The sequence below is a fragment of the Sphingopyxis sp. GW821-FHT02C12 genome (genome assembly GCF_059421785.1).
The window spans coordinates 2713740-2739974 of record NZ_JBWKVQ010000001.1 but is presented as its reverse complement, the minus strand read 5'-3'; the positions used below and the strand labels follow the sequence as shown (position 1 = coordinate 2739974).

The 26235-nt window shown below is 66.9% G+C and carries 27 protein-coding genes; 18 read left to right on the top strand and 9 right to left on the bottom strand.

Annotation, left to right across the window (positions count from 1 at the left end; all coding sequences use genetic code 11):
- Window positions 1–19: 19 nt before the first annotated feature.
- Both AC07U1_RS13085 and AC07U1_RS13080 read right to left on the bottom strand, forming a co-directional pair.
- Window positions 20–1168 carry a hypothetical protein gene (locus tag AC07U1_RS13085; protein ID WP_495176212.1) on the bottom strand — a complete coding sequence of 383 codons (1149 nt, stop codon included), beginning with the start codon at window positions 1166–1168 and terminating at the stop codon, window positions 20–22.
- Window positions 1169–1188: 20 nt separating this feature from the next.
- Window positions 1189–2163 carry an aspartyl protease family protein gene (locus AC07U1_RS13080; protein WP_495176213.1) on the bottom strand — a complete coding sequence of 325 codons (975 nt, stop codon included), beginning with the start codon at window positions 2161–2163 and terminating at the stop codon, window positions 1189–1191.
- A gap of 204 nt (window positions 2164–2367) precedes the next feature.
- On the opposite strand from AC07U1_RS13080, the gene AC07U1_RS13075 reads away from it, so the two are divergent.
- From AC07U1_RS13075 to AC07U1_RS13060, 4 genes are all read left to right on the top strand, one after another.
- Entirely contained in the window at window positions 2368–3462 is a 1095-nt protein-coding gene (locus tag AC07U1_RS13075; protein WP_495176214.1) for a sensor histidine kinase, read from the top strand.
- Window positions 3459–4205 carry a LytR/AlgR family response regulator transcription factor gene (locus AC07U1_RS13070; protein ID WP_495176215.1) on the top strand — a complete coding sequence of 249 codons (747 nt, stop codon included), beginning with the start codon at window positions 3459–3461 and terminating at the stop codon, window positions 4203–4205. The genes AC07U1_RS13075 and AC07U1_RS13070 overlap by 4 nt, the downstream gene beginning before the upstream one ends.
- Window positions 4206–4414: 209 nt before the next feature.
- Window positions 4415–4630, top strand: a complete 216-nt coding sequence (locus tag AC07U1_RS13065) for a hypothetical protein (protein WP_492738805.1) — start codon at window positions 4415–4417, stop codon at window positions 4628–4630.
- A gap of 129 nt (window positions 4631–4759) precedes the next feature.
- Window positions 4760–5353: a hypothetical protein gene (locus tag AC07U1_RS13060; RefSeq protein WP_495176216.1), complete on the top strand. Its 594-nt coding sequence runs from the start codon at window positions 4760–4762 to the stop codon at window positions 5351–5353.
- A 127-nt stretch (window positions 5354–5480) separates the two neighbouring features.
- Here AC07U1_RS13060 and AC07U1_RS13055 read toward each other — a convergent pair whose 3' ends face one another.
- On the bottom strand, window positions 5481–6401 hold the full coding sequence (locus tag AC07U1_RS13055) for a LysR substrate-binding domain-containing protein (protein ID WP_495176217.1): 921 nt from the start codon (window positions 6399–6401) through the stop codon (window positions 5481–5483).
- Window positions 6402–6520: 119 nt separating this feature from the next.
- Here AC07U1_RS13055 and AC07U1_RS13050 point away from each other — a divergent pair, with 119 nt between their 5' ends.
- The 9 genes from AC07U1_RS13050 to AC07U1_RS13010 all read left to right on the top strand — a co-directional run bounded on the left by AC07U1_RS13050 (window position 6521) and on the right by AC07U1_RS13010 (window position 12141).
- Window positions 6521–7387, top strand: coding sequence for a pirin family protein (locus AC07U1_RS13050; protein WP_495176218.1), 867 nt, complete (start codon window positions 6521–6523; stop codon window positions 7385–7387).
- Window positions 7388–7503: 116 nt separating this feature from the next.
- Window positions 7504–8145 carry a hydrolase gene (locus tag AC07U1_RS13045; protein WP_492738811.1) on the top strand — a complete coding sequence of 214 codons (642 nt, stop codon included), beginning with the start codon at window positions 7504–7506 and terminating at the stop codon, window positions 8143–8145.
- 68 nt (window positions 8146–8213) lie between these two features.
- Window positions 8214–8390: a hypothetical protein gene (locus AC07U1_RS13040; protein ID WP_495176219.1), complete on the top strand. Its 177-nt coding sequence runs from the start codon at window positions 8214–8216 to the stop codon at window positions 8388–8390.
- A 173-nt stretch (window positions 8391–8563) separates the two neighbouring features.
- Window positions 8564–9250 carry an alpha/beta fold hydrolase gene (locus tag AC07U1_RS13035; RefSeq protein ID WP_495176220.1) on the top strand — a complete coding sequence of 229 codons (687 nt, stop codon included), beginning with the start codon at window positions 8564–8566 and terminating at the stop codon, window positions 9248–9250.
- A 177-nt stretch (window positions 9251–9427) separates the two neighbouring features.
- Window positions 9428–10306: a pirin family protein gene (locus tag AC07U1_RS13030; protein WP_495176221.1), complete on the top strand. Its 879-nt coding sequence runs from the start codon at window positions 9428–9430 to the stop codon at window positions 10304–10306.
- Window positions 10307–10430: 124 nt separating this feature from the next.
- A complete protein-coding gene (locus tag AC07U1_RS13025; protein WP_492738819.1) occupies window positions 10431–10769 on the top strand; it encodes a GNAT family N-acetyltransferase in 339 nt (112 codons plus the stop codon).
- On the top strand, window positions 10766–11326 hold the full coding sequence (locus AC07U1_RS13020) for an NADPH-dependent FMN reductase (RefSeq protein WP_492738821.1): 561 nt from the start codon (window positions 10766–10768) through the stop codon (window positions 11324–11326). Before AC07U1_RS13025 ends, AC07U1_RS13020 begins: the two co-directional genes overlap by 4 nt.
- A 4-nt stretch (window positions 11327–11330) precedes the next feature.
- Window positions 11331–11753, top strand: coding sequence for an OsmC family protein (locus AC07U1_RS13015; RefSeq protein ID WP_056348033.1), 423 nt, complete (start codon window positions 11331–11333; stop codon window positions 11751–11753).
- A gap of 184 nt (window positions 11754–11937) precedes the next feature.
- Window positions 11938–12141 (top strand): hypothetical protein, encoded by a 204-nt coding sequence (locus AC07U1_RS13010; protein WP_056348035.1) that lies wholly within the window; start codon window positions 11938–11940, stop codon window positions 12139–12141.
- Window positions 12142–12173: 32 nt separating this feature from the next.
- Here the strand turns inward: AC07U1_RS13010 and AC07U1_RS13005 are convergent, their stop codons facing one another.
- The 4 genes from AC07U1_RS13005 to AC07U1_RS12990 are packed head-to-tail and all read right to left on the bottom strand — an operon-like array spanning window position 12174 to window position 18440.
- On the bottom strand, window positions 12174–12680 hold the full coding sequence (locus AC07U1_RS13005; RefSeq protein WP_495176222.1) for a cyclic nucleotide-binding domain-containing protein: 507 nt from the start codon (window positions 12678–12680) through the stop codon (window positions 12174–12176).
- A 1-nt stretch (window position 12681) separates the two neighbouring features.
- On the bottom strand, window positions 12682–15063 hold the full coding sequence (locus tag AC07U1_RS13000) for an ATP-binding cassette domain-containing protein (protein ID WP_495176223.1): 2382 nt from the start codon (window positions 15061–15063) through the stop codon (window positions 12682–12684).
- Complete coding sequence (locus AC07U1_RS12995) at window positions 15060–17198, bottom strand: NHLP family bacteriocin export ABC transporter peptidase/permease/ATPase subunit (protein ID WP_495176224.1); 2139 nt, start codon at window positions 17196–17198, stop codon at window positions 15060–15062. The genes AC07U1_RS13000 and AC07U1_RS12995 overlap by 4 nt, the downstream gene beginning before the upstream one ends.
- 3 nt (window positions 17199–17201) lie before the next feature.
- Entirely contained in the window at window positions 17202–18440 is a 1239-nt protein-coding gene (locus AC07U1_RS12990; protein WP_495176225.1) for an NHLP bacteriocin system secretion protein, read from the bottom strand.
- Window positions 18441–18664: 224 nt separating this feature from the next.
- Between AC07U1_RS12990 and AC07U1_RS12985 the strand changes: the two genes are divergently transcribed.
- Together AC07U1_RS12985 and AC07U1_RS12980 are read left to right on the top strand one after the other, a co-directional pair.
- Window positions 18665–18868 (top strand): hypothetical protein, encoded by a 204-nt coding sequence (locus AC07U1_RS12985; protein ID WP_495176226.1) that lies wholly within the window; start codon window positions 18665–18667, stop codon window positions 18866–18868.
- A 23-nt stretch (window positions 18869–18891) separates the two neighbouring features.
- The gene (locus AC07U1_RS12980) at window positions 18892–20208 is read left to right on the top strand and encodes a methyltransferase regulatory domain-containing protein (RefSeq protein WP_492738833.1); all 1317 of its coding nucleotides are present in this window, start codon (window positions 18892–18894) and stop codon (window positions 20206–20208) included.
- A gap of 54 nt (window positions 20209–20262) precedes the next feature.
- Here the strand turns inward: AC07U1_RS12980 and AC07U1_RS12975 are convergent, their stop codons facing one another.
- Together AC07U1_RS12975 and AC07U1_RS12970 are read right to left on the bottom strand one after the other, a co-directional pair.
- The gene (locus AC07U1_RS12975; protein ID WP_492739175.1) at window positions 20263–21024 is read right to left on the bottom strand and encodes a sulfite exporter TauE/SafE family protein; all 762 of its coding nucleotides are present in this window, start codon (window positions 21022–21024) and stop codon (window positions 20263–20265) included.
- Window positions 21025–21350: 326 nt separating this feature from the next.
- Window positions 21351–22997 (bottom strand): N-acyl-D-amino-acid deacylase family protein, encoded by a 1647-nt coding sequence (locus tag AC07U1_RS12970; protein ID WP_492738835.1) that lies wholly within the window; start codon window positions 22995–22997, stop codon window positions 21351–21353.
- 221 nt (window positions 22998–23218) lie between these two features.
- On the opposite strand from AC07U1_RS12970, the gene AC07U1_RS12965 reads away from it, so the two are divergent.
- From AC07U1_RS12965 to dgcA, 3 genes are all read left to right on the top strand, one after another.
- On the top strand, window positions 23219–24103 hold the full coding sequence (locus tag AC07U1_RS12965) for a LysR family transcriptional regulator (RefSeq protein ID WP_056348052.1): 885 nt from the start codon (window positions 23219–23221) through the stop codon (window positions 24101–24103).
- Window positions 24104–24198: 95 nt separating this feature from the next.
- Entirely contained in the window at window positions 24199–25233 is a 1035-nt protein-coding gene (dgcN, locus tag AC07U1_RS12960; RefSeq protein ID WP_495176227.1) for an N-acetyltransferase DgcN, read from the top strand.
- Between the two features lie 7 nt (window positions 25234–25240).
- Entirely contained in the window at window positions 25241–26233 is a 993-nt protein-coding gene (gene dgcA / locus AC07U1_RS12955; RefSeq protein WP_495176228.1) for an N-acetyl-D-Glu racemase DgcA, read from the top strand.
- Window positions 26234–26235 lie beyond the last annotated feature (2 nt).

Sequence of the window (26235 nt, the reverse complement as noted above, 5' to 3'; positions counted from 1 at the left end):
CGAACGGAGAGGATAGCCATCAACCCGGCAGGCCGAGCGCGCCGCCGAGACCGCGCAGCAGCCCGCGCTTCTTCTTCGGCTTTTCATCAGCGGCGGGCGCATCCTCGTCGTCCCCGCCCGCCATCATCGCGGCGAGATCCACCCCGAGCAGGCTCATATGCCTCGCCCGGGTGCGCAGCTTGACACTCCAGCCGGCGGGCGCCTCGCGCGGCGAGCCATAATTCGCCTCGGGGCCATAAGCCGTCATCATCAGCATCGCCGATTCCGCCGCGGTGGCGACCGCCGTAGGCACAGCGCATTCGGTCGCCGCGGGCGCGAGCAACACGCGTTGCTGGACGAGGCGCGCGATATCGCCCTGTTCGAGATAGTCGGGAAGCGCCATCGCGGGCATGCGCACCGTGCTCGACGTCCACATCACGATGGTGCCGTCCTCCTTGGCACCGGTGACCGACAGCAGATAACCGCGCGCATTGGCGAGCGCGGGCCAGCTGACCATGACCGCGCCCGAGGCGAGCGCGCCACTCCGCGGCGCGAGCGGCGCGAGGAAGTCATTCCCCGCGGCGACGGCAAAGCGCATCTCCGGCGTATAATTGCCCTGTACGACATGATCGCCGATCAGCGAGCCGCCGCGCGGCACGCGCGTGCCGTCCCGGCTGTTCGGCCATTCACCATAGGTCGCGTGGCTCGCGGTCGACGGCGGCGTCATCGCGCGCACATCGGGCAGGACGCCAAAAGGCGAGGCGCCGCCGGGCTTCATCGTCGCGAGATCGCTCACCACCGGCTGCCCGGCGGGCGCGGTTTCGCCGCAGCCCCAATAAAGCTCGATCCGCCCCTTGGGCTTGCCGGCCGGGCCGGGCCGGAAATCGGGCCGCCCGTCGGGCTTGGGCGTTCCAACCGCCGGAGTCAGCAGCGGCAGGCGATCGCCAGCGCGCAGCCCCTGCGGAGGCAAATGGTCGGCGCTCGGCACCGCGTTGCGGTGCACCGACCCCAGCTGGAGCATCAGAGTCTTTTCGATCCCTGCGGGCTGACCGGTTGCCATGCCCGATACGGTCTCTGCCGACAGCCAATAGACCGCGTCGATCTTTTGCTTGGGTGCCGGCTGGGCGGTGGCGGCGGTCGCGGCGATGGCAAGCGCGGCGAGCGCGCTGCCGGAAAGGAGCATCTTCATGTTAGATATCGCTTTCGGGGTCAGGGCTGCGGGGTCGCGGCGGGGGTCACGATCGGCGGCGAGACGTGGAGGCGCAGGCCCGGATGATCGATGACGAAGCGCCGGTCGGCGAACATGTCGATGCCCAGGATCACCGCGGGCTGTTCGAGCGTGAAGCCGAGGATCTTGAAGATCGAGAGATCGGCGATACGGACCTTCTTGCCCTCGACCTTTGCCTCGCCGATCGACAGCGCCGCGATCGGCGCCTCGACGCTGGGCATCGCATGATTGGTCGCGCCCTTGATGTCGGTCGCCTTGACCACCCCGGGGCTGTCGGGGGTGATCCCGATCGCCTTCGCCGCCGCCCAGTTGATGATCGTGCCGCGCGCGCCGGTGTCGAGGATCGCGGGGACTTCGACGCCATTGAGGCGGATCGTCAACCGCGGCGCACGCATGTCGTCGAGGGTGAAGGGCACCGAGGCCGGGAGGCCGTCCAGCCTGTCGGCCTCGACCTTTCGCGTCATGCGCCAGCGGCGGCCGGGAATGTCGAGTTCGACCACGAAATCGGCGATGATGTCGGCGCCGAGGATGCCGTCGACGCCCAGATGGTCGGTCGGCCCGGGGGGCAGCAGCATCAGTTCGGGCGCGCGGAAGACATGGCCCGCGACCTCGACCTGGCTGACGATCGTCGTTTCGACATCGCTGCGGCCCGCCGCGCCATCGAGCGGGTCGTCCGACAGCTTGGCGACCAGCCCCGGCATTTCGGTGCGCAGCTTGGGCATGATCGTCGTGCTGCTCGCCGCGGTGTCGATGACGAAGCGCCTGGGCGCGCCGTCGTCGATGCGGACGAGCACCACCGGGTGGCCCGAGGGCAGGATTTCGAGCGGCTGCGCGGCCGCGGCGGCGGGCGCCGCGATGGCCGGCGCGGGTTCGGCGGCGGCCGAGCGCGTCTCGGCGAGGATGAGGGCGCCGAGCAAGCCGAAGGCGGCCAGCCCCGTGCGATAACGATGTGCCATAGCGTGTCTCCTGGGCGGCGAGGTGCCGCGATGGAGGCCGGCTATCGGACGGGCGCGGGCGCCGCCATCGGCGTGCGATCAAGCCGGATCGGGCGTCGCCGGGCAGGAATTGGCGCGACGAAGGCCGACACCGATGCGACGAGCGAGGACGTCAGCCGCGCCCACTTCCCTTATGCTGGGCGCAAACTACACAATGGAACCGCCATGCCGTTGAAGCCCGAACATCGTCAGACCATCTGGCTGGTCATCACGACCTGGACCCTGTCCGGGATCCTCTACCTCATCCCCTATCATATCTTCAGCGGCGCCAGCACCTATGTGCTGGTGTCGGTCGTCAACATCTGCGTCATGGGGACGCTGTTGTCGTGGGGGGTCTGGTGGACCGTGCGCCGGACGCGCCGACGCAACATGGCGGTGCGGCTCGCCGCGATGGGCGTCGCGGTCTGCCTCGCGTCGGGCACGCTCGCGCTGATCGACGCCGCGACGGGCGAATGGATCGGGCGGCTGGTGGTGTCGAAACAGATGTCGGCGCCCTTCGGGCTGCGCGCCACCAATAATTTCATCGCGCTTATCTGGCAGTTCGCGCTGCTCGGCGCCGCCTTCACGGTGATCGAGGCGAACAAACTGACACGCGAGCGCGAGTTCGAACTCGCGGTGGCGCGCGAGACCGCGAGCCGTGCCGAGGCCGCGGCGAGCGCCGCGAGCCTCGCCGCGCTGCGTTACCAGCTCAACCCGCATTTCCTCTTCAACACGCTCAACGCCATCTCGTCGCTGATCGTGACGCGCGAATATGCCACCGCCGACGCGATGCTGGCGAAGCTGTCCGAATTCCTTCGCGCGACCTTGTCCTCCGAACCCGACGCGCTGCTGCCGCTCGAGGACGAACTCGCGACGCTGCAACATTATCTGGAGATCGAGAGCGTACGTTTCGGCGAGCGGCTCGCGGTCGAATTCGTCTGCCCGCCGTCGCTCAACGCGGCGCTTGTGCCGAGCTTCCTGCTCCAGCCGCTGATCGAAAATGCGATCAAATATGCGCTCGCGCCATCGGCAGTGCCGGTGACGATCCGCGTCGAGGCGGCGCGCGAGGGCGACACTTTGGTCGTCACCGTCGAGGACGACGGCAACGGGCAGGAAAAGGACATGCGGCCGGGCACCGGCGTCGGCATCGCCAATGTCCGCCAGCGGCTCGAAGCGCTCTATGGCGCGGCGGGCAGCCTCCGGACCGAAAAAAGGGCGCGCGGCTTCGTCGCGGTCGCCCGCCTGCCGTTCGACACCCAGGTCGAGGGAGCGGCGACATGAGCGCGCTCACCGTCCTGCTCGTCGACGACGAACCGCTCGCGCTGCGCCGGCTCGAAACTTTGTTCGGCGACATCGACGATGTCGCGGTGATCGGCACCGCATCGACCGGCGGCGAAGCCGAGGAGCGCATCGCGGCGCTGACGCCCGACCTCGTCATGCTCGACATCTCGATGCCGCAGAAAAGCGGCATCCGGGTCGCCGCCGACCTGGTCGCCAACCCGCGGCCCGAGATCATCTTCGTCACCGCCTTCGAGCAATATGCGCCCGACGCCTTCGAGGTCGACGCCGCCGACTATCTGCTCAAGCCCGTGCGCTTCGACCGGCTGCGCCAGGCCGTCGAGCGCGCGCGCCGCCGCCGCGCGATGCGCGACGCCGCCGACCGGCTGGCTGAGGCGCCAGTGGCCGAGGCGCGCGACGAGGCGATATGGGTCCAGGTCGCCACCGGCAACCTGCGTCTGCCGATCGCGCAGATCGAATGGGTCGAGGCCGCGCGCGACTATGTGCTCTTTCACACCGCGACGCGCAGCTACATCCACCGCATCTCGATGGCCGCACTCGGACAATTGCTCGATCCGCAGCAATTGATGCGCGTGCATCGCTCGACCTTCATCCGCCCGGCGCTGGTGAGCAGCGTCCAGCGGCTCGGCAAAGGGCTGATCGCGCTCGAGATGGCGGATGGCGCGGTGGTGCAGGTCGGGCCGAGCTATGTCCACGCCGTCCTCGAACGGTTGGGGCTCGCCTGACGCCTTCGTCGCGCGAGCGGCCGCCTTCGTCGACGCACCACCCGTCCTGTCGCGCCGCGATCGGCTTTCGAAGCACCACCGAGGCGCAGCCGCGCCGCCTGTCCTAGCCACGAGTTGCGGCATCCAGCCGCGAGCAGAGGTTGCCGGCCCCCTTCCCACCCCCGGCAAGGCCCGGCGCCTCTGCTCTCCCCCTCATGATGGAGAGACAGATGAAGCAAACCCTCCCCCTCCTCGCCGCGGCGATCGCGCTCAGCCTGCCCGCGTCAGCGCTGGCCGCCAAGGCCGAAGCGAAGCCCGAGGCCCGCGCCAAGGCCGAAGCCAAGCCCGAGGCGCGTGCGAAGGCCGAGGCCAAGCCCGAGGCCCGTGCCAAGGCGGAAGCGAAGCCCGAAGCCCGCGCCAAGGCCGAAGCCAAGCCCGAAGCCTGACCGCAACGGGACAGCGAGTGCCGGCGGCGTCCCCCCGGTTCGCCGGCACTCCTTCTCCGCGCGCGACCGAAGCCATCGTCAAGGCTCTCCCCGCCCGCTCCCCACACTATCCAGAAACGAGGCGATGATATGCGAACCCTTTTCCAAGCGGCGGCCTGCGCCGCCTTGCTGCTGACCCTGCCCGCTCCCGCGATTGGCCAGGGTCTGTTCAAAAGCATCGCCAATCGTCTTTCCGAAAGCACCGACAAGGAAAAGCCGGACGCGGCGCCGGATACGGGCGGCAAACCCGCCGCCGCGAAGCCCGCCGCCAGGAAACAATCCGCGTCGACGGTGCAATATCCCGGCCAGATGCCGCCCCCCGACGGTTTCGCCGCGGTCAAACAGGCCTATGACGATTTCGGCAAGGTCCGCTGTACCGGCTGCGAGGGCGGCTATGCCTATGATGGCTGGGCGGTCTTCCCCCGCGACGAAACCCCGCGCCCCTACAACGGATCGAAGCATATTCTCGGCGAATTCGCGATCGGCCAAGTCCACACATGGCAGGGCGCCGAAGCGCAAGGATCGCTGACGATCGTCAGCGAAGAGCCGGTCCAGGGCTTCCGCTGCCGCCAATTGCTCTACCGACTGACCAAGGACGGCGCCTCCGCCGAACGTCCGGGCCTGATCTGCTGGGGCTATGCCAACCAGTTCGCGGGTTCCGAAGGCTGGAACATGGTCTATTGAGCGAGAGTCCCCATAGCAATTCTACGCAGCTTGCCGGCGTTCGCCGTCGGCCTGACCCTGTCGAGCGCAGCCGCGCGGGTCGCAGCAGCGGCGGCGTCTCGCCATGGAGTCCAAAGGCCCGGATTTCTCATGGCTGCAGGACATCGTCGGCCTTGCTCCGCTGCAGCGCGCATTCGCGGGCGAAGAAGTCGAGAAGCGCGCGAACCGACGGCAGCAAACCCCGGCGTGAGGGGAATACGGCGTGCACGATGCCGGCCGGCGGTCGCCAATCCGGCAGGACATGAACCAGCCGCCCAGCCTGGACGTCCGGCCAGATCAACAACGTCGGCAGTTGTACGATCCCCAGCCCTTCGATCGCGGCCGCACGCAGCGTCGCCAGATCGTCGGTAACGATGCGCGGCGTGTAGGGAACGGTTGCTTTCCGGCCATCGGCACTTTCGAGGTCCCATCGATAATCCGATCGTACCGGACCCAGGTCGAGGCTGGGAAAGCCATTCAGGTCGGCGGGCGATCGGGCGGGGCCTGCGATCAGTTCGGGGCTTGCGACCAGACATTGCCGGCTGTCGTCGAGTTTACGCATGACCAGGCCGGTATCGTCGAGGGGCGGGAAGCGGACGCGGATCGCGAGATCGAACCCCTCCGCGATCACGTCGACCGGCCGGTTTAAGGTCTTGAGATGGACCTCGACCGCCGGGTTCGCCTTCACAAAACGGGCGATCAGGCCGCTGAACTGAAATTGCAGAAGCCCGACCGGGCACGCCATGCGGATCACCCCGCGCGGTTCGGCCCGCAGTTCGGCGATGGCCTGCTCGGCCGCATCGGCCTCGGCCAGCATGGCGACGCAGTGACGATAAAATTCCTGGCCAACCTCGGTCACCGAGAAGCGGCGCGAGGAGCGGTTGAGCAGCCGAACGCCGAGCCGGTCCTCGAGCGCCGCGATCCGCCTGCTGAGCTTCGATTTCTGCAGACTGGTCGCGCGGGCGGCGGGCGCAAAGCCGCCATGATCGACGATCTGGACAAAATAATAGAGGTCGTTCAGATCCTTCATCGTTCCATTCATAGGACGCTGCGTCCGGAATCGCAATCTTTCGCGCTCGGCGATGCAGGAGCATCTTCCTCGCAAGTCAGCAGCGCCCCGTCTGGGGTCGCTCCCCGAGGAGATGAACGATGAACAAGACGATACTCGGCCGCTATGGCAATGAGCACGGCCATTGGGTGGGCGACGGCTTCCCGGTCCGCTCGCTCTTTTCCTACAATATGCTGGATCGGCACATCAGCCCCTTCCTGCTGCTCGACTATGCGGGACCGCATTATTTCGCACCGACGACCGATCGGCGCGGTGTCGGCCAGCATCCGCATCGCGGGTTCGAGACGGTCACCATCGTCTATGACGGCGAGGTCGAGCACAAGGATTCGGCGGGCAATGGCGGTGTGATCGGCCCCGGCGATGTCCAGTGGATGACGGCCGCCAGCGGCATCCTCCACGAGGAATATCATTCGGCGGCCTTTGCAAAGACCGGCGGTCCGTTCAAGATGATCCAGCTCTGGGTCAATCTGCCCGCAAAGGACAAGATGGCGCCCAGCGGCTATCAGGGCATCACCAACGCCGACATTCCCGTGGTCGAACTGGCCGGCGGTGCCGGGATGGCGCGCGTGATCGCCGGCGATTTCGGCGATGCCAAAGGTCCCGCCAGGACCTTCACGCCGATCAATGTCTGGGATCTGCGCCTCACCCGCGACGCCGACATGACCCTGTCATTGCCCGAAGGGCACACGGCGATGCTGGTGGTCCTTGGCGGACATCTGACCGTCGAAGGCAATCAGGACGTCGGCGAGGCGGAGATGCTGATGCTGAGCCGCGAAGGCAGCGAGGTGCATCTGCGCGCCAACGGGGACACGACCATATTGGTCCTGACCGGCGAGCCGATCGACGAACCGATCGTTGGCTATGGCCCGTTCGTGATGAACACCGAGGCGGAAATCCGCCAGGCGATCGACGACGTCAACAGCGGCAGGTTTGCGATGGCGGCCTGATTGAAAGCCCGGCTCCTTTCGACACGGAGCCGGGCTTTTTTTGACCCGCGCCGGACCGGTCAGCGTTGAGAGTGATTTTTGCGGCCCGATAGCGGGCATTTTACAGGAGGACGACGATGACCAGTGAAGCCACCCGGGACCCAAGGGCCGACCATCTGCTGACGCCGCAGAACGCGGCCTTCATCATCATCGACTATCAGCCGGTGCAGGTGAACTCGATCGCCTCGATGGACCGGCAATTGATGCTCAACAATATTGCCGGCTGCGCCCGGGCCGCGGTCGTCTATGATCTGCCGATCATCCATTCGACGGTCAATGTCCAGACCGGCCTCAACAAGCCCCCGGTGCCGCACGTCGCCAAGGTTCTGGCGGACTATCCGACCTATGACCGCACGACGATCAACAGTTGGGAAGATGTCGAGTTCAGGAAGGCCGTCGAGGCCACCGGGCGCAAGAAGCTGATCATGACCGCGCTGTGGACCGAAGCCTGCCTGACCTTCCCCGCGCTCGACGCGCTCGCGGCCGGTTATGAGGTTTATGTCCCCGTCGACGCGGTCGGCGGCACCTCGCTCGCCGCGCATGAGGCGGCGCTGCGCCGCATCGAACAGGCGGGCGGCCAGATGATTTCCGTCCCCCAACTCTTCTGCGAACTACAGCGCGACTGGAAACGTAGCGAGACCGTTCCCGCCTTCATGAACCTGTTCATCGAGACGGGCGGCACCGCCGGCATCCAGTTTTCCTACGACCGCACCGAATAGCATCGCACAAACAGCCCGCGCGCCGGTGGGGCGCGGGCTGTCCACCCCGCTCAGCAAGGAGAAAACCCATGTCCACGCCCGCCAATTTCAACGGCGCCCGCCCGGTGATCGATCCCGATGATGCCGCCGAATGGGCGCAGGTCTATACGAAGATCTTCCCGCCCCAGCAGTTGCTGATCGAAAGCTACGCCAAGGCGCAGCAGGTCGCGAACGATCGCGAAGAACTCGATTCACAGCGTGTTTGAGGCAACCCGCATCCCGGCCCGCCATCGCCCGTTCGATCAGCGGGCCGGAACGGCATGGGGTCGGTTCGACTGCCGGGGCTTTTCGCTCACGACGACAATGAGAATCGATTTGCCATCAAGCGCGGCGGGTTCATGATGCACGACAGCGCCCAACGAGAATCAGGAGAGACGAAATGACCGACGCACCGACCATCATCCTCGTTCATGGCTTCTGGGGTGGCGCAGCTCACTGGGCCGGCGTCATTCCGCTGCTCCATCAAGCGGGACTCACCAAGCTGAAAGCGGTCGAAATGCCGCTCACGTCGCTGGCCGACGATGCCGAGCGCACCCGCAAGATGATTGCACAGGTCGGTGGCCCGGTGCTGCTGGTAGGGCACAGCTATGGCGGCGCGGTCATCACCGAAGCCGGCACCCATCCCGACGTTGTCGGGCTGGTCTATATCGCCGCTTTCGCTCCCGACGCGGGTGAAAGCCCGGGCGGCATAACGCAAGCCAATCCCCCGGCGGGCGCGGCAGCCATCGCGCCCGACAGCGATGGATTTTTGTGGATCGCACAAGACCAATACCACGCGAACTTCTGCCAGGATCTGCCCGAGGATCAGGCGTTGGTGATGGCGGTGACCCAAAAGGCGCCGCTAGGCTCGACCTTTGGAAACACGATCTCTCAACCGGCATGGAAGAGCAAGCCGTGCTGGTACCAGCTGTCGGAACAGGATCGCATGATTGCGCCGGCCAATCAGGAGATGATGGCCTCGCGGATGGCGCCCAAAAAACTGATCCGACTCGCCGCAAGCCATGCGTCTCTGGCGTCGCAGCCCAATGCGGTCGCCGCACTGATAGTCGAGGCGGCACAAGGCTGACGGGGACAAGGGATCGGCTGGCGACTTGCGAAGCGGATTTTCGAGATTGACCGCCGAGAGGTGGTGTTCAGTTGATCCTGCGTTGTCCGTTCCCGGGTGGCTGGTCCGCACGCCGCCCTGAATATGGCGATATCGTCGCCGCATGGCTGATTTCAGAGCAAGGGAAACACCAAGACCATGACGATCGAACGCATCATCGACAAACGGGAACGCGATCTCGGCGGCGGTTTCGTCGTCGGACGGGTTCTGCCCTTCCACGCGCGCCGGATGGTCGGGCCGTTCATCTTCTTCGACCATCTGGGTCCGCTCGACCTGGCACCGGGCATCCCGCGCGATCTGGATGTGCGTCCTCACCCGCATATCGGCCTTTCGACCGTGACTTATCTCTATTCGGGCCAGATCACCCATCGCGACAGCCTGGGCTTCGAGCAGGAGATCCGCCCCGGCGAAGTCAACTGGATGGTCGCGGGCAGCGGCATCACCCACAGCGAACGGCTTGAATATGCGCGCGCGCATGGTGCGAACATGCACGGGATCCAGGCCTGGGTGGCGCTGCCCGTCGAGGCCGAGGAAAATGATCCCAGCTTCCACCACCATGCCGGGGCCGACCTGCCCGAATGGGACGAGCATGGCGTCAAGGGCCGGTTGATCGCGGGCGAGGCCGATGGCCTTTCATCGCGGGTGACAGTTCATTCGCCGCTCTTCTACCAGCACTGGGAGATGCAGGCCGGCGCGCGTCGTAGCGTCACCACCGCTTATCCCGAACGCGCGGTTTATTGCGCCGTCGGACAGATCGAGATTGGCGGAACGGTGCTGGGCGCGGGCCAGATGGCGGTGCTGAACGGACGCGACGGCGCCGATGTCACCGCGAGCCAGCCCTCCACGGTGATGGTGCTGGGAGGCGAGCCGATCGGCGAGCGGTTCCTGCTTTGGAACTTCGTTTCGTCGAGCAAGGACCGGCTCGAACAGGCGCGCGAGGATTGGACGGCCGGGCGCATGAAATTGCCCGACGCGGACCACGCCGAATTCATCCCGTTTCCCGAGGTTGCGAAATGACCGCCGGCATCCAGGAAACGCGGGGACATCACCGGACATCGAATGGCTTGGGCCGGGTCCGAAATCCTCCATATACGGATGGCTGGAACCGTCCGATGATAGCCGAACAAGGAAAGCTGCCGCTATGGCCGAAATAACGATCACCAAGGAAGACGATGGCCGCCATGGCCGTTACCTGGCGCGGGTCGCCGGGATCGAGGATGCGGCCGAACTGGTCTTCACCCATCGCGGCCCCGGCCTTATCAGCGCGGACCATACCGGCGCGCCGGAGAGCCTGAGGGGCACGGGCGCGGCGGCGGCGCTGGTCGATTTCCTCATCGCCGATGCACGGGGCAATGGCTTTCGCATCATTCCCTTATGCCCCTATGTCCGCGCGCGATACGAGAAGCACCCCGATTGGCAGGATGTGATGACCGTCGGCCCGGGCGAAAAGCCGAGCATCGCCGCAAGGCCGCACCCATGACCCGTCTGCTCGGCATTTCGGGCAGCCTGAGGACAGGCTCGTTCAACACCGCCCTGCTCCGCAACGCGGCCGGGCTGGTGCCCGAGGGCGTATCGCTCGATATCCGCACGTTGCACGGCATCCCGCTCTACGACGCCGACGCGGAGGCGGCGAGCGGCCTGCCCGATGCGGTGGTCGATCTGAAGGAGGCGATCGCGTCGGCCGATGGTGTGATATTGGCGACGCCCGAATATAACAACGGGATACCCGGCGTGTTCAAGAACGCGATCGATTGGGCCTCGCGCCCGCCGGGCGACATTGCGCGGGTGTTCGGCGGGCGTCCGTTCGCGATTCTGGGCGCGTCGCCGGGTGGGTTCGGTACGCTGCTGGCGCAAAACGACTGGCTGCCGGTGCTGCGCACCCTTGGTGTGACCTTGTGGACCGGCGGCCGGATGCTCGTCTCGCGCGCGTCGGGGATGTTCGACGAGGATGGCGCGATGGGCGATCCCGGCGTCCGCAATCAGCTCGCGACGTTCCTTGCTGGTTACACCGACTTCATTCGACAAAAGGACGGCTGACACGATGGCGCAAAAGACCATGGCCCATGTTTCCGATGCTCAGGGCAGCCCGCTCGCGGTCGCCATCGAGGTGTCCGGTCATCATATCTTCGGGGACGAACCCCTGTCCAAGGGCGGAAAGAATCTGGGTCCGTCGCCCTATGACCTGCTCGCCGCCTCGCTTGGCGAATGCACCGCGATAACCATTCGCTGGTACGCGATTCGTGAAGGCTGGCCGGTCGAACATGTCGATGTCGAGGTTCGTCATGGCAAAAAGATGGAAGCGGGATCGGAGCAGATGATCGACGAGTTTCACAAGACCGTCACCATCATCGCCCCCGATTTGTCGGAAGAACAACGCCAAAAGCTCTTTGACGTCGCCGAAAAATGCCCCGTTCACAAAACGTTGACTGGCGCCATCCGGATCGCAACCGAACGCGGATCATAGCCGGCGCCAGCCGGAAATCAGCGCCGTGGGTGAAAAGTGCATCGCGGATGCACCTGGGCCGTGGGTGGACGGCCCTGCGTTGGCGCCGAACGGGTTTTGCGTGTGTCTCGCGTCACAGCATCGTCCGTCTGCATCGCCTATCGGGATGGCATCGGATGAAAAGGCGACGGCAAGGAGATGAAAAGTGAGCGATAGAAAAGACGCCCCTGAAACGATCAGTGACGAAGCGCTCGACGCGGTCAGCGGCGGCCTGCCGGCCGTGCAGGCCGCGCGCGAGGCGGCGCGCCGGGCCAGCGTCAATTTCGTGATGGCGGACGGATCGGTCAAGGCCGGCGACGGATCGGTGAAGCCAGGTGACGGGTCGGTCAAGCCCGCCGTCGGCGGTTAAGCTCCCGGCCATCCTCGGCCCACGGTCGGACTCTAATGCTCGCGCCCCTCGAGCAGCGCGATCAGGCGAACGAAACGGTCGCCCGCCTCGCTGAGCGTGTCGAGCAGGCCTTCGTCGAGTTCGGTCTGCCCGCCCGCCGGGGTCGACAGGCTGCGCAGCCGATCGGACAGGAACACCGCCAGCGCGCGATAGAAGCGCGCCGCGAACCCGCTGTCCGCCGCGAATTCGGCGAGGATCGCGGCGCGCGGCACCGCGAGCACCCGGACATGGTCGCGCGCGGTCACCGTTGCCGACGGCAGCGCCTTTTCCACGAACGACATCTCGCCGACCACATCGCCGAGCGCGAGGTCGGCAACATGCGCACCGGCGGGGCTGGTGACCGCCAGCGTGCCATCGGTGACGAAGAACAGCTCGCCGATCGCCTGCCCCGCCTTGATCAGCACATCGCCGGGCGCGAGGCTGCGGACGCTGCCGTGACGCGACAGCCAGAGGATGTCGCTGTCCTCCAGATCGCCCAGGATATAGAGCGCCTTGCGCATATCAGTCCTCCAGCAATTGGCGGCGCGCGAGCGCGGCAAAGGCGCCATTTCGCGCCATGAGGTCGGCGAATGTTCCGCTTTCGACAAAGCGCCCGCGTTCGAGGACGCAGATGCGGTCCGCATTGCGCACGGTCGACAGCCGGTGCGCGATGGTGATCCGGCTGGCGTCGAGCGCGTCGAGGGTCGCCGCGACTATCGCCTGCGTCGCATTGTCGAGCGCGCTGGTCGCCTCGTCGAAGAACAGGAGGCGCGGCCCTCCGGCGAGGGCGCGCGCGATCAGGATGCGCTGGCGCTGCCCGCCCGACAGCGTCCCCGCCCCTTCGGTGACCATCGTGTGCAGCCCCATCGGCATCTGATCGAGGTCGTCGGCCAGCCCCGCCGCATCGGCCGCCGCCTGGCATTGCTCGAGCCCGGCATCGCTCGCGCCGCGAATATTCTCCATGATCGTCCCCGCGAACAGCTGGCTCGACTGAAGCACGACGCCGATCTGGCTGCGCAGCCGTGCCGGATCGAGGCTCGCCAGTTCCTGCCCGTCATAGGCGATCGACCCCGTGGTCGGCGCCTCGAAGCCGAGCAGCAGCCGCAGGACGGTCGATTTGCCGGACCCCGACCCGCCGACGATCGCGACATGTTCGCCCGGCGCGACGCTCAGCGACAGGTCGGCGAGCAGCGGCGCCATCGCCTGATCATAACCGAAGCTGAGCCCCGAAACCTGGATGTCGCCGGTCAGCCGCCCCGGGTCGGCGCGTCCGCCCGCCGCCTCGATCTCGGCGGTCAGGATCGGGCGTGCGCGCTCGGCCAGCGGGCGCGCGGTGTAGATCGCGAGCAGCGAGTCGCACAGCGCGACAAGGCTGCCCTGAAAGATCGCGAAGGCAGCGAGGAAGCCGATGAACTGCCCCGGCGGCACATCGCCCGACACGAGCAGCGCCGCGGTCGCAAACAGCGCGATCAGGCCGATGATGCCCCAGGCATCGGCAAAAGCGCCGAAATGCACGCCGATCCGCTGTCCTCGCGCATCGGCCGCGCGTTCGAGCCTATAGGCGCGCATCCAGCGATCCCGCATGCGGTCTTCGGCCGCCGCCGAGCGCAATTTGGGCAATCCCTCCAATATCTCGAAGGTGAGACCCGCGAGCTTGCCGTCGCGTTCGGCCGCCTCGCGCAGCGGTGCCGCCTGTGCCACGCGGCTGACCGCCACCGCGCCGATATAGACGAGCGTTACGCCCAGCCCGGCGAGCGCCATGCGCGGTTCATAGGCGAAGAGCAGGACAAGATAGAAAAGCGAGAAAAAGGCGGTCAGCCCGGCGTTGAGCAGGATGCTTGCGACCAGCGCGCGAATACCTTCCAACGCCTCGATCCGCTGGTTGAAATCGCCCGGCGACAGCGTCTTGAAGAAACGCGCCGGCAACCGCAGCACGCGATCGGTCACCCCCGCCGCCATCGCGACCTGGCCGCGCCCGGTGACACGCGCGACGGCGAGCGCGCGCACCGCGGTGAAGGTGGTCCCAACCAGCGCCGCGATCACCAGCGCGATACCAATGCCGATCAGCAACCCGCCGGCGCCGCCGGTGACGATCTCGTCGAATATCCAGGCGCTGGCGACCGGAACGATCAATCCGAGCAGCGCCGTGCCCAGCCCCGCGCCGGCGATCAGCGGCAGTTCGCGCCGGATGCCCGCGGCGACGCTCACCGCCATCGGACGGAACGACGACAGGTCGCCGACCAGCGGCGCATAGAAACGCCAGCACAGCGGGTGTACCTCGCCGGGATCGAGCGTGTGGCCTTCGGCATCGCGATAGGCGCCGCGCTGCCACAGGGCTGCGCTGACATCGCCCTCGCCGTGCTGCACCAGCATCGGCCCCGTATCATCCTTCCACCAGCCCGGCGCCAGGATCGTCCGCCCGGCGCGCAAACCAGCGATCCGCGCGAGAACCGGGGCCTGCGCAAAGTCCATGCGCGCACCGCGAAAGATCGCAGGGTCGACCGTTTGACCGAGCGCCTCGCCGAGCGCTGCGATCGCCCGCGCGATCTGGTTGCCCTCGACGCTGCCCGGCGGCCCCGCGCCGAGCCGGTCGATCAGCGACGCGTCTCGCGCCGCCGCTTCGGCCGCAAAGGCCGCGTCGACTGCGGCGCCGGGATCGTCGTCCGCGAATGTCCCTGCGGGCAGCGGCACGAGCGTGCAATCATCGAGCACAACGACGACGAAGCGCCGGGTCCCTTCGGGCAGCGGCGCGACATGCCCCTCGGTCTCGACCAGTTCGACGAAGCGCCGCCGCTCGGCCGTCACCAGATAGAGTTCGAGGCGCCCCGCCGCGACGCGCCAGCCGGAGCCGCCGTGCGGCAACGCCCGGGTCGCACCCGCCGACAAGGCGATCGCGCCCGTCACGCCTCGACCAGCCCCGCATAGACGCCGCGCCCGGCCATCAGTTCGCCATGGTCCCCCGCCTCGACCACCCGCCCCTGTTCGAGCACGAAAATCCGGTCGCAATCGCGGATCGCCGACAGCCGGTGCGCGATGATGATGCAGGTGATGCCGCGCCGCCGGATCGCCTCCATCACCCCATGTTCGGTGACCGGATCGAGCGCGCTGGTCGCTTCGTCGAGGATGATCAGGCTGGGATCGCTGGCCAGCGCGCGTGCGATTTCGATCCGCTGCCGCTCGCCGCCCGAAAAATTGCCGCCACCCTGCGCGATCGGCGCGTCATAACCGCCGGGCCGCGCCGCGATGACGTCGTGGATCATCGCATCGCGCGCCGCGCGGATCATGTCGGGTTCGGGCAAAGCGTCATTCCACAGCGTCAGATTGTCGCGCACCGACCCTTTGAACAGCATCACATCCTGCCGCACATAGGCGAGGCGGTGCGCAAGCGCGGCGCGCGGCCAGTCGAGCAGGGCGCGGCCGTCGAGCAGCAGGTCGCCGCCGCGCGGCCGTTCGAGCCCGGCGATCAGCTTGCCGACGGTCGATTTGCCCGACCCCGACGGCCCGACGAGCGCGATGCGTTCGCCGGGCAGCAGATCGAAGCTGAGTCCGTCGATGAGCGGCGGATCGAGCGGCGCATAGCCGAAGGACAGGTCGCGCGCGCTCACCCCTCCCTGCGGCAGCCGTCCGTCGGAGACAGGATCGGCGCGATCGAAACGCGGATCACTCGCCTCGGCCAGCACATCATCGAGCCGTCCGGTGTATGAGCGGATCTGGTGCAGTTCGGCCCCGAAACCCGCAAGCGCCGCGACCGGCGCGACAAAGCTTGCCGCCAGCGTCTGATAGCCGACGAGTTCGCCCAGCGTCATCGTCCCGCCCATCACGGCAAAGCCGCCCCACACCAATATGGTCGCGATAATCAGCGCACTGATCAGCGCCGGCATCGGCTGCACAAAGGCGGCCAGCCGCGCGACCTGTTGCTCGCCGTTCTGGACCGCGATCGTCAGGCCGGTCCAGCGCGCAAACAGCATATCCTCGCCGCCCGACGCCTTGAACGTCTCCATATCCTTCAAACCCGCGACACGCGCCCCCGCGAGCTTGCCGCGGTCGATTGATATCTTGCGATAGCGGTCGGACAGCAGACGGTTCGACAGCAGCAGGACGGCAGCGTTGAGCAGCGCTAGCGCGGCGATCGCCAGCGTCAGCGCCCAATGATAAAAAAGCAGCACGATCAGGAAGAACAGGGCGCTGACCAGATTGACCGCCGCCTGCGCCAGATGGCCGGTCAGCAGCGTCGCCAGCGATTCATTGAGCTTCACCCGGTCGGCGATCTCGCCGGCGAAGCGCTGGTCGAAAAAGGCCACCGGCAACGTCAGCAGCTTGCGCATCAGCGCCCCGCCGGTGTTGAGGCTCATCGCCATGCGCGCGCGGAGCAATGTGCGCTCCTGCAGTTCGAGGAGGATGAAGCGGATGCCCGCCGTCAGCCCCATCCCGAACAGGAGCGGCAGCAACCAGTCGGACAGGCCGCGGACGAGCACATAATCGACAAAAATCCGGCTGAACACCGGCAGCACCACCCCCGGCACCACCAGCGCCAGCGCGGTCAGGACCACGAACCACAAGGCGGTGCGCACCCCGTCGAACCGCTGGCGGAGCGACTGCGCCAGGCTGGGGCGGCTGTCGCCCCGCTCGAAACCGGCGCCGGGGACGAAGGTCAGCACGACCCCGGTAAAGCCGTCGGAGAATTCGGCGATCGTCTCGCGGCGGCGACCCGACGCCGGATCGTTGAGCCAGACCTGACGCGCGTCGATATGCTCGACGACGAGAAAATGGTTGAAATGGACAAAGGCGATCGCCGGCAATGGCAGGTCGGCGATATGCTCGGGCTCGGCCTTCAGCCCCTTGGCCTCCAGCCCCAGCGAGCGCGCCGCGCGCAGCAGGCTCGACGCCTTGGTCCCGTCGCGCGACACCCCGCACAGCGCGCGCAGTTCGTCGAGTCCCATGTGGCGGCCATGCGCGGCAAGGACCATCGCCAGCGAGGCCGCCCCGCATTCGGCTGCTTCGAGCTGGAGCACCGTTGGCGTAGATCGGCGCCGTGCCATTCGCTAGTTACCGGCGCCCGGCACCAGCAATCCGATGATGCGCCGGTCGGCGACCACCACCCTGCCCGCGACGATCGATCCCGCGCTGATCGCCCCCGGCGGTCCCTTCGACGCCGACCAGGCAAAGCCGCTCGCATTGGCGGCGTCGCGGTCGAGCAATATCCGCACCTCGATCGGCGCGCCGCGCGCGGTCAGTTCGGCTACCAGCTGGTCGTTGCGCAGCATGCGCCGCATGCCCTCCGGGGTCGCGGGCAGCGGCGCGACCGACGCGACGCGGCCGCGGATATGGCCATAGACCGCACGCTCGACCGCGGTCGGCGTGATCTCCGCGCGCATCCCCGGCGCGATGCGCTTGCCTTCGGCGGCGGGAACATAGAGCAGCGCCACGAGCCCGCCCTGGTTGGGCGCGACGGTCGCGAGCGCGGTGCCCGGGGCGACGATGTCGCCGGTGCCCAGCTTCACCTCGGTGACGCGTCCGGAAACGGTCGCGCGGATCACTTCCTCGTCGCCGAGCCGCGCCTCGAGCCGCTCGATCAGGCGCTGCTGCGTATCGACCTCGCGCTGTTCGTCGAGCAGGGCGAGACCGCTGGTGCCCGATCGTGCGTCGGCATCGACGCGCACGCGCAGCGCCGCCTCGCCCAGGTTCGACAGTTGCTCGCGCACCGCCGCCAGTTCGATCTGGACATCGACCAGTTGGTCCTGGGTGATGAAGCCGCGCGCGATCAGTTTCTCCATCCGGCCCGCGCGCTGCTCGAGATAGCTGGCGCGGCTGGTCAGCGCGCGGCGGCTTTCGGAGATCGTCGCGAGCCGGGCGCTGTCGGCGCCGCGTTCGCGCCCGCCCTGTTCGCCGTAAAAACCCTGCAACCGCGCAAGCCGCGCCTGGGCATCGCGCAGGTCGAGGCGGGCGTCGGCCAGTTCGCGGGTGAGCTCGGTGCGGGCAATGGTTGCGATCGGCTGGCCGATCCGCACCGCATCGCCCGGGATGACCAGCATGGTCTGGATACGGCCATCCTGCGCGGCGGCGATTTCGGCGAGGCCCGACCGGTTGATCAGGATGCCACTCGCGCCCACCGTCACCGGCGCGCGCGCAACGCTGGCCCAGATCAGCGCCGCGACCAGCGCGACGGCGAAGGCGCCGAGCAGTATCCACGACGGGCGCGGCACCAGCGTCAGTGGGGCGTCGAGCCGCTCCGGATTCGCCATGCGATCCAGCGCCGTCTGCCGATAGATGGTTTCGCTCATCCGCGTGCCGCCCCTGTTGCCATGCGCACGCGACCCATATTGTTCTATCCGCGCACATGAACCGATTTTCCCCGTTGTGACAAGGGTGTCGGCATCGCTGTGACGCAAGGCACACTATCGCGCGCGGAATCGGCTATGCAGGACGCCTGTCGGGAAGGATATTCCGACTCGGGCCGCAACCTGTCGAACCGCCGCCTCCGCGCGGCGTTGTTAGGAGAATTGCGATGACCAGAAAGACCGACAAAGTGACCAGGGCGGGCGCCGTCGCGCTGAGCGAGGACGCGCTCGGCCAGGCATCGGGCGGCGCAGGCCCGACCTATATCAAGCTCGACCCCGACTTTGGCAGCGTCGTGCAGAAGGTCAACGAGGTGAAGCTCAGCCCCGCGACCGCCGCGAACAAATATACGCCCAACCCGGTGAAGTTATGACGGCGTAGCGGAGGATCGCGCGCATGGCGCCGCACGACACGACGGCGGGTCCGTCCGACAGCATCGACGGCTATGTCGGCGACTCGCTCTATCCGAGCAGCTTTCATGCGAGCTTCGCCCCGCCAAATATCGACGCGATGCTGGCGCATGTCGGGATCGCGTCGCCGCGCGGTCATGGCACGCGCTCGCCCTTCACGATGGTCGATATCGGCTGCGGCGACGGCATCGGGCTGATCCTCAACGCTGCCGCGCATCCCGAGGGGCATTTCATCGGTATCGACGGCAATCCGAACCATGTCGCGCGCGGCGCGGCGATGGCGGCGGAAATCGGCCTCGATAACATCGAACTCCATCATCAATATTTCGACGCCGCGCTGGCGGCACAAGCCGGCGACGCGGCCGATTATGTGCAATGCCAAGGCGTATTGGCCTGGGTCAGCGAAACCAATCGCGGCCATGTCCTCGACCTCGCCGCCCATATGCTGAAACCCGGCGGGGTGATGGCCGTCGGCTATAATTGCCTGCCCGGCTGGACACCGATGGTCGCGTTCCAGCAAATGCTGTGGACACTGGCGGACGGCCTGCCGGGCACGCCGACCCAGCGGTTCGAAACCGCGCTTGAACAGCTACGCGCGACCGGGATATTCGAAGCGGGCCATTGGGAATGGATCGACGAGATGCGCGGCCGCCTGCCGACCGATTATTTCGCGCATGAATATCTCAATCGCCACTGGACGCCGCTCTGGTCGGGCGCTGTTCTCGAAGCTGCGGCGGAGCGCGGACTGGCGCTGGCCGGCCAGGCGAGACCTAACCGCTTGCGCGCCGATTTTGCCCTGAAGGCGGCATGGCGCGAAACACTGTCCACGATCGCCAATCCCGCCGCGCGCGAATGCGCGCTCGACCTGCTCACCCGCAACTGGTTCCGCACCGACCTGTTCGTGAAACAGCGCTACGCGCGGCTTTCAGCGACCGAACAGGCCAAGGCGCGGATGCAGGGCTGGTGGTCAGCCCCGCGCCCGCTCGGCGAAGCCAGTTTCGAGGCCCGCACCGCCGCCGGCACGATCCGTTTCGACAACGATGCGGCGCATGCGATCCTGCGCGCGCTCGAAAACGGGCCGCAACCGCTGACCGCCGTGGCTGACATCGGCGAGGCCGATCTGTTCAACGCCCTCGACGCGCTCTTCATGGCGGGCGAAGTGGTCCCCGCCGACCCGCCGGCCGACGTGCCGCTGGCGGCGGCGACCCACGCCGCCTTGCTGCGGCTCGACGCCGCAACGATCAATGGCGCGGTTTCAAGCCACGGGGTCATCGGGATTCCGCGCGGGTCGCTACGGCCGTGACTTCGCAAGTCGGACGCTAGCCGAAAGCAGTCGATTGGCGCCAAAGTATCCCTATCAACTGGTCAGCAGCTTCAGGCCCGAAAACAGCAGGACAGCCGCAAGCGCCGGACGCAACAGATGATCGGGCGCACGACTGGACAAGAGGCTGCCGACGATCACGCCGGGGATCGATCCCACCAACAGGCTGATGAGCAGCGTCGGATCGACATCGCCATAGAGCCAGTGCCCCGAACCCGCCACCAGGGCCAGCGGAACCGCGTGCACGATATCGGTGCCGACAATCCGCGAGACCGGCAGGTGCGGGTAGAGCATCAGCAGGGCGGTCACGCCGATCGCCCCCGCCCCGATCGACGAGATGGAGACCGCAACTCCAATGAACGCGCCGAGCATCACGGTCGGCAGCAGTGCCCGCCCATCGTCGGGACCTTCGTGCCGCCGCGCGAACCGCATGAGATGTCCCTGAAAAAACGCGGCGAACGCCGTCAGGATCAACATAAAGCCCAGAAACAGAATGATGACATGCTCGGCACCGTCGCCGATACTGCCGAGCCCCTGCAACGCGACGACCGAAAGGACAGCGGCCGGGATCGATCCTGCGGCGAGACGGCGAAAAATATGCCAGTCGACGGTGTCGCGCCAGCCATGGACGGTGCTCCCCACCGTCTTCGTCAGCGCGGCGAACAGAAGGTCTGTGCCAACGGCTGTCTTGGGATTAACGCCGAACATCAGCACCAGCAGCGGCGTCATCAGCGACCCGCCCCCAACGCCTGTCAGCCCGACCATGATGCCGACCAGCAAACCCGCGGTCGCATGCATCGTGTCGACATGTTCAAGCAGATTTTGGAGCAACCCGATCACCCAGGAATTGACAGACGCATCCGACCTTCTGACGAAGGCCGTTCGGACTGTCGAATGAATTTGCTGTCATCGGCGCTGATCCGCCTGCGACGCCTTGAGCAACGCCTGGGCCAAGAGGGGCAGGGTTTCCACGAACCCCGTATCGTTTCAGGCAATCGACGACGGACGCGACGGCGGCAAGGGTTTCGCGCGGATCGCGTGTGCAAATCGTGTCGAGACCGAGCGTCTTTGCGCAATGGTCATTGCCCGCATGGGCAAGCATCCAGATTTGGCGTTTTAACCGTTCAATCGCGCCCGGTGCAGCCGGGCGGACGGGGCCTCAGCAGAGCGCGACCGGCAGCGGCGCCCGTTGTTCGACCGTCATCGACCGCCAATGCGCCATTGACGAAGAGTTTCCGAACACCGACGCTCAGTTCGCGCGGGTGCATATAATCGGCGCGCGGCGCATATTGGGCAGGATCAAAGACGAGCACGTCCGCAAAAAAGCCTGGACGCAGGTAACCACGCCCGTCGAGCTTGTAGATGTCGGCGGTGCGGCCGGTCGATTGACGGATGAAGGTCCGCAAGTCGATGACCTTGCGCTCGCGGACGTAACGCGCATATTTTTCGGGGAAAGTCGCGAACATGCGGGGATGGCCGTCGGACCCGTCGGATGACGTCACCATCCACGGCTGCGTCATCAACAGGTCGACGTCCGCCTGCGCCATGTTGAAGGACGCGACGGCGGCGCCGCCGCCCTTCTGTCCCTCGCCCTTCGCCTCGATACCCTGACGGATGATCCGCAGCGCCGCGTCGCGCGGATCCGCCCTCCACTCCTCTGCAACCTGTTCCAGCGTCCGGCCGGTCCAGGGAAAGCCCTGTGCGATCAGGAGCAACGCGCTGGCCCCGCCGCGCCGGCGAAGATTGTCCTGCATTTCGCCCCGGATCCGCGCCAGCGTGACGGGATCGTCGAGCCGCTTCAGCAACGCCGCCCCGCCGCCATCGACCGCCCAGCGCGGCAGCAGCGACGCGTCGAGACTCGATCCCGACGCCAGCCAGGGATATTGGTCTGCAGTCACGTCGACCCCCGCCTTGCGCGCGGCGTCGATCGCGGAGATCACCGCGCCGGCCTGACCATGAACGTCGACGCCGAGCGCTTTCAGATGGGCGAAATGGACCGGCATTCCGGCCTGCCGGCCGATCTCGATCGCTTCCTCCACCGACCCGAGCAGGCCGATGCTGTAACTCGATTCGTCGCGCTGGTGGGTGTCGTAAAGGCCGCCGCGGATCGCCGCCTCGCGCGCCACGGCGACGACCTCGCCGGTGGTGGCGAAGCTTTGCGGCGCATAGAAAAGCCCCGTGGAAAGGCCTACCGCGCCTTCGCACATGCCCTTGGCGACCAACGCCTTCATCGCATCGAGTTCGGCCGAGTTCGGCGCGCGCGCATCCTGACCCAGCACCCGCTGGCGCACTGGTCCGAAGCCAACGAAGGGCACGATATTGGTGCCGATCCCCGATCCGGCCAGCCTGGCGGCATCCTCCGCGACGTCGGGCGTGCCATAGCCATCGACCCCGATCATCACCGTGCTGACCCCTTGGGCCAGCCAGGCGGCATTGACGCGCACCGTCGGGTCGGGCGAGCGGAGGAAGCTGTCGGCATGGGTGTGCGGATCGATGAAGCCGGGCGCGACGATCAACCCCTTCGCGTCGATGACCCGGGGCGCCGAATAGTCGCCGGACGGGCCGACATGGACGATCCGGTCGCCCCGGATCGCGACGTCGCCGACAAAGGGTTCGCCCTCGCCGCCGTCATAGATCGTCCCGCCCCGGATGATCACGTCGACCGCCTCGTCCGGCCGCGCTGCGGCGCCGGCCACGCAAAGCAGCGCCGCAGCGGCCGACAGCGAAGCGATCGTCCGGCGAACGGAAAGCGAAGCAAGCGACGACGGCATCGGCGTGATCCTTCTTGTGGGCAGTTGCGACCGCCGGCCGGGGCGCACCCTCGGTCGGCTTTTTCCGGCGACGAGGATGTCTCGAATAAGCGCCCCGCGTCCAGAGAGTGTAGTTGCAGCCCCTATAACCCAATGGCATAAGATCGAAAACCAGCGTCGATATTCGGCCGAAACAGCGGCAAATCCTTGCCCGACAACCGCAGCTTTGGAGCCACAACGCGATGAACCTGCGCCAGATCGAGATATTTCACGCGGTCTTCCTGCACGGCACGGTCAGCGCCGCCGCCCGGTCGCTCAACGTCTCGCAGCCCTCGGTGACGAAGGTGCTGCGCCACGCCGAACGCTCGATCGGGCTAACGTTGTTCGAGCGGTCAAAAGGGCGGCTGATCCCGACGCAGGACGCGCGCACCCTGTTCGCCGAAGTATCCGACATCCAGGACCGGGTGCGGTCGCTGCGCCAGGCGTGCCAGAACCTGCGCCACGGGCGCGGCGGCCTGCTCCGCATTTCGGCGCTTCCGTCGCTGGGGCTCGGCGCGATCCCGACGGCTGTCGCCCGGTTTCTGGACGATCATGCGGACGTCATGTTCGATCTCCAGACGCTGCACCATGATGAAATGGTGCGTAAACTCTATGAGCATGAAACCGACATCGCGATCAGTTTCGAAGTGCCGCTGTCGGCTCCCGTCGCCCATCAGGTGATCGGCGAGGGCGAACTGGTGGTCATCTACCGCGAAGAGGATATGCCGGCCGCGCCCCCGCGCCTGCGCCTTGACGAACTGTGCGGGCACAAGTTCATCAGCCCGGCGCAGAGCGGCCCGATCGGACGGATGCTGTCGAGTGAGCTCAATCGGCTGGAGGTCGTGCTGGACGAGGTTGTTTCGGCCCGCACCTATTATGTCGCCGCAGCGCTGGTCAGCGCGGGAGTCGGCATGGCGATCGTCGACAATTTCACGGCGCACGCCGCGCTGCCGCCCGGGCTGGCGAGCCGGCCGCTGCAGCCCGCGATCACCTTCGACATCAACGCGGTCTATCTGCAGAATCGCCCGCCGTCGCGGACAGCGTCGGCATTCCTCGCCGTACTCGCGACGGTGATCGAAGGTCTATAGCGTCAAGCTATAGGATATGGGGCGCTGGATATTGGGGCGTTGCGACAGGGGAAGCTATTATCGGCCCCATTACCATCAGGCAGGTTCCCGGATCCATGATCGAAACGCCCTATCTTCTCTATCTCGGCCATTCCAGCGACCCCGCTGACATCAAGACTTCGCGCGGACTGGCCGTGTTCCGGCCCGACATCTGCATCGGCGAATATCGTCACGACGATTGCCCGTTGACCCTGGACCTGCCGCGCATGGATTTCGCCGCAGCCCACGCCGCCGGTGCGCGGACGCTGGTGCTCGGCATCGCCAATGCCGGTGGCAGGCTGGGCGAGGATCTGATCGTCGATGCGCTGGCCGCGATGGAGGCCGGGCTCGACATCGCTTCGGGGCTGCACCATCGGCTGAACGCCGAACCGCGGCTGATCGAGGCCGCGGCGCGGCGCGGCCGCCAGCTGCACGATGTGCGCGACCCGCGACCCGATATCCCGATCGGCAACGGCAAGCCCCGCGCGGGCAAAAGGCTTCTCACCGTCGGCACCGATTGTTCGGTCGGCAAAATGTACACGACGCTCTGCCTCGCTGCCGCGCTCGACAAACGCGGCGTGGCGGCCGATTTCCGCGCCACCGGACAGACGGGCATCTTGATCGCGGGCGACGGTGTTCCGCTCGACGCCGTGGTCGCCGACTTCATCTCGGGCGCGATCGAACAGGTTTCGCCCGCACGCAGCGATGACGGCTGGGACCTGATCGAGGGGCAGGGATCGCTCTATCACCCCTCGTTCGCCGGCGTATCGACGGGGCTGCTGCACGGCGCACAGCCCGACGCGCTTGTCCTGTGCCATGACCCGGCGCGCCCGCATATGCGCGGCCTGCCCCATTATCCGCTGCCCGGCATTGCCGAAACACTGGAAGCCAATCTGCGCGTAGCCCGGCTGACCAACGCGAATGTCCGGGTTGTGGGCATCGCGCTCAACACCTCGGCCATGCCCGAGAACGAGGCACGTGCCCTGTGCGCCGCGACCGAGGCCGAATTCGGGCTGCCGACCAGCGATCCCTATCGTTTCGGGGTCGAGACGATCCTCGACCGGCTGCTGGAAACCGGTGCCGCCACACACAGCGTCGCCGAAACCGCCTGACGTCGCGATGGCACGCAGCCTGTCGACCCTCGGCGAGATCCTGCCGCTCCACACGCCCTTTCGCATTTCGCGCGGGGTGAAGACCGCGGCGCAGGTCGTCACCGTCGCGATCGCGCAGGACGGCGTCATCGGGCGCGGCGAATGCGTGCCCTATCCGCGCTACGGCGAGAATGAAGAAAGCACCATTCTGACGATCGAGGCCGCTCGCGATGCGATCGAAGCGGGCGCGACGCGTCAGGAATTGCTCGGCATCATGCCCGCCGGCGCCGCGCGCAACGCGGTCGATTGCGCGCTGTGGGACCTCGAACTGCGGCTGGCGGGAAGCGATATCGCGGCCGCGCTCGGCCTCGAAAAGCCGCTGCGCCCGATCGTCACCGCGATGACCGTCAGCCTCGACGCCCCCGATCGCATGGCGGCCGCCGCCGCCGCGCTCGCCGATGCCCCGCTCCTCAAGATCAAGGTCGACCGGAGCGATCCCGCGGCGCAGATCAAGGCCGTCCGCGCCGCGGCGCCGGCGCCGAAGATGATCGTCGATCCCAATGAAAGCTGGACCATCGCCGAAGTCCGGGCCCTCCAGGACCTGCTCACCGAGCTGCGTATCGACCTGCTCGAACAGCCTTTGCCCGCCGATGCCGACGACGATCTGCGCGGTTTCCGCTCGGCGATCCCGATCGCGGGCGACGAAGCGGTGCATGTCGCCGCCGACCTCGACACGCTGCCCGACGGCTATGGCGTCGTGAACATCAAACTCGACAAGACGGGCGGGCTGACCGCCGCGCTCGACCTGGCGCAGGCGGCGCGCGCGCGCGGGCTCGATGTGATGACGGGCTGCATGATCTGTTCGTCGCTGTCGATCGCGCCCGCCTGGGCCATCGCGGCCAACAGCAGTTTCGCGGACCTTGACGGACCGCTCTGGCTTGCAGAGGATCGCGTGGGCGGGGTCAGCGCGGCGCACGGCATCATGTCGCCGCCGCAGCCCGGCTTCTGGGGTGGCATTTGACA

What these genes read in the sequence shown, in the direction of transcription:
- AC07U1_RS13085 (WP_495176212.1), bottom strand. Translation starts at nt 1,168, where the DNA reads ATGAAGATGCTCCTTTCCGGCAGCGCGCTCGCCGCGCTTGCCATCGCC.
- AC07U1_RS13080 (WP_495176213.1), bottom strand. Translation starts at nt 2,163, where the DNA reads ATGGCACATCGTTATCGCACGGGGCTGGCCGCCTTCGGCTTGCTCGGC.
- AC07U1_RS13075 (WP_495176214.1), top strand. Translation starts at nt 2,368, where the DNA reads ATGCCGTTGAAGCCCGAACATCGTCAGACCATCTGGCTGGTCATCACG.
- AC07U1_RS13070 (WP_495176215.1), top strand. Translation starts at nt 3,459, where the DNA reads ATGAGCGCGCTCACCGTCCTGCTCGTCGACGACGAACCGCTCGCGCTG.
- AC07U1_RS13065 (WP_492738805.1), top strand. Translation starts at nt 4,415, where the DNA reads ATGAAGCAAACCCTCCCCCTCCTCGCCGCGGCGATCGCGCTCAGCCTG.
- AC07U1_RS13060 (WP_495176216.1), top strand. Translation starts at nt 4,760, where the DNA reads ATGCGAACCCTTTTCCAAGCGGCGGCCTGCGCCGCCTTGCTGCTGACC.
- AC07U1_RS13055 (WP_495176217.1), bottom strand. Translation starts at nt 6,401, where the DNA reads ATGAAGGATCTGAACGACCTCTATTATTTTGTCCAGATCGTCGATCAT.
- AC07U1_RS13050 (WP_495176218.1), top strand. Translation starts at nt 6,521, where the DNA reads ATGAACAAGACGATACTCGGCCGCTATGGCAATGAGCACGGCCATTGG.
- AC07U1_RS13045 (WP_492738811.1), top strand. Translation starts at nt 7,504, where the DNA reads ATGACCAGTGAAGCCACCCGGGACCCAAGGGCCGACCATCTGCTGACG.
- AC07U1_RS13040 (WP_495176219.1), top strand. Translation starts at nt 8,214, where the DNA reads ATGTCCACGCCCGCCAATTTCAACGGCGCCCGCCCGGTGATCGATCCC.
- AC07U1_RS13035 (WP_495176220.1), top strand. Translation starts at nt 8,564, where the DNA reads ATGACCGACGCACCGACCATCATCCTCGTTCATGGCTTCTGGGGTGGC.
- AC07U1_RS13030 (WP_495176221.1), top strand. Translation starts at nt 9,428, where the DNA reads ATGACGATCGAACGCATCATCGACAAACGGGAACGCGATCTCGGCGGC.
- AC07U1_RS13025 (WP_492738819.1), top strand. Translation starts at nt 10,431, where the DNA reads ATGGCCGAAATAACGATCACCAAGGAAGACGATGGCCGCCATGGCCGT.
- AC07U1_RS13020 (WP_492738821.1), top strand. Translation starts at nt 10,766, where the DNA reads ATGACCCGTCTGCTCGGCATTTCGGGCAGCCTGAGGACAGGCTCGTTC.
- AC07U1_RS13015 (WP_056348033.1), top strand. Translation starts at nt 11,331, where the DNA reads ATGGCGCAAAAGACCATGGCCCATGTTTCCGATGCTCAGGGCAGCCCG.
- AC07U1_RS13005 (WP_495176222.1), bottom strand. Translation starts at nt 12,680, where the DNA reads ATGCGCAAGGCGCTCTATATCCTGGGCGATCTGGAGGACAGCGACATC.
- AC07U1_RS12995 (WP_495176224.1), bottom strand. Translation starts at nt 17,198, where the DNA reads ATGGCACGGCGCCGATCTACGCCAACGGTGCTCCAGCTCGAAGCAGCC.
- AC07U1_RS12990 (WP_495176225.1), bottom strand. Translation starts at nt 18,440, where the DNA reads ATGAGCGAAACCATCTATCGGCAGACGGCGCTGGATCGCATGGCGAAT.
- AC07U1_RS12985 (WP_495176226.1), top strand. Translation starts at nt 18,665, where the DNA reads ATGACCAGAAAGACCGACAAAGTGACCAGGGCGGGCGCCGTCGCGCTG.
- AC07U1_RS12980 (WP_492738833.1), top strand. Translation starts at nt 18,892, where the DNA reads ATGGCGCCGCACGACACGACGGCGGGTCCGTCCGACAGCATCGACGGC.
- AC07U1_RS12975 (WP_492739175.1), bottom strand. Translation starts at nt 21,024, where the DNA reads ATGCATGCGACCGCGGGTTTGCTGGTCGGCATCATGGTCGGGCTGACA.
- AC07U1_RS12970 (WP_492738835.1), bottom strand. Translation starts at nt 22,997, where the DNA reads ATGCCGTCGTCGCTTGCTTCGCTTTCCGTTCGCCGGACGATCGCTTCG.
- AC07U1_RS12965 (WP_056348052.1), top strand. Translation starts at nt 23,219, where the DNA reads ATGAACCTGCGCCAGATCGAGATATTTCACGCGGTCTTCCTGCACGGC.
- dgcN (WP_495176227.1), top strand. Translation starts at nt 24,199, where the DNA reads ATGATCGAAACGCCCTATCTTCTCTATCTCGGCCATTCCAGCGACCCC.
- dgcA (WP_495176228.1), top strand. Translation starts at nt 25,241, where the DNA reads ATGGCACGCAGCCTGTCGACCCTCGGCGAGATCCTGCCGCTCCACACG.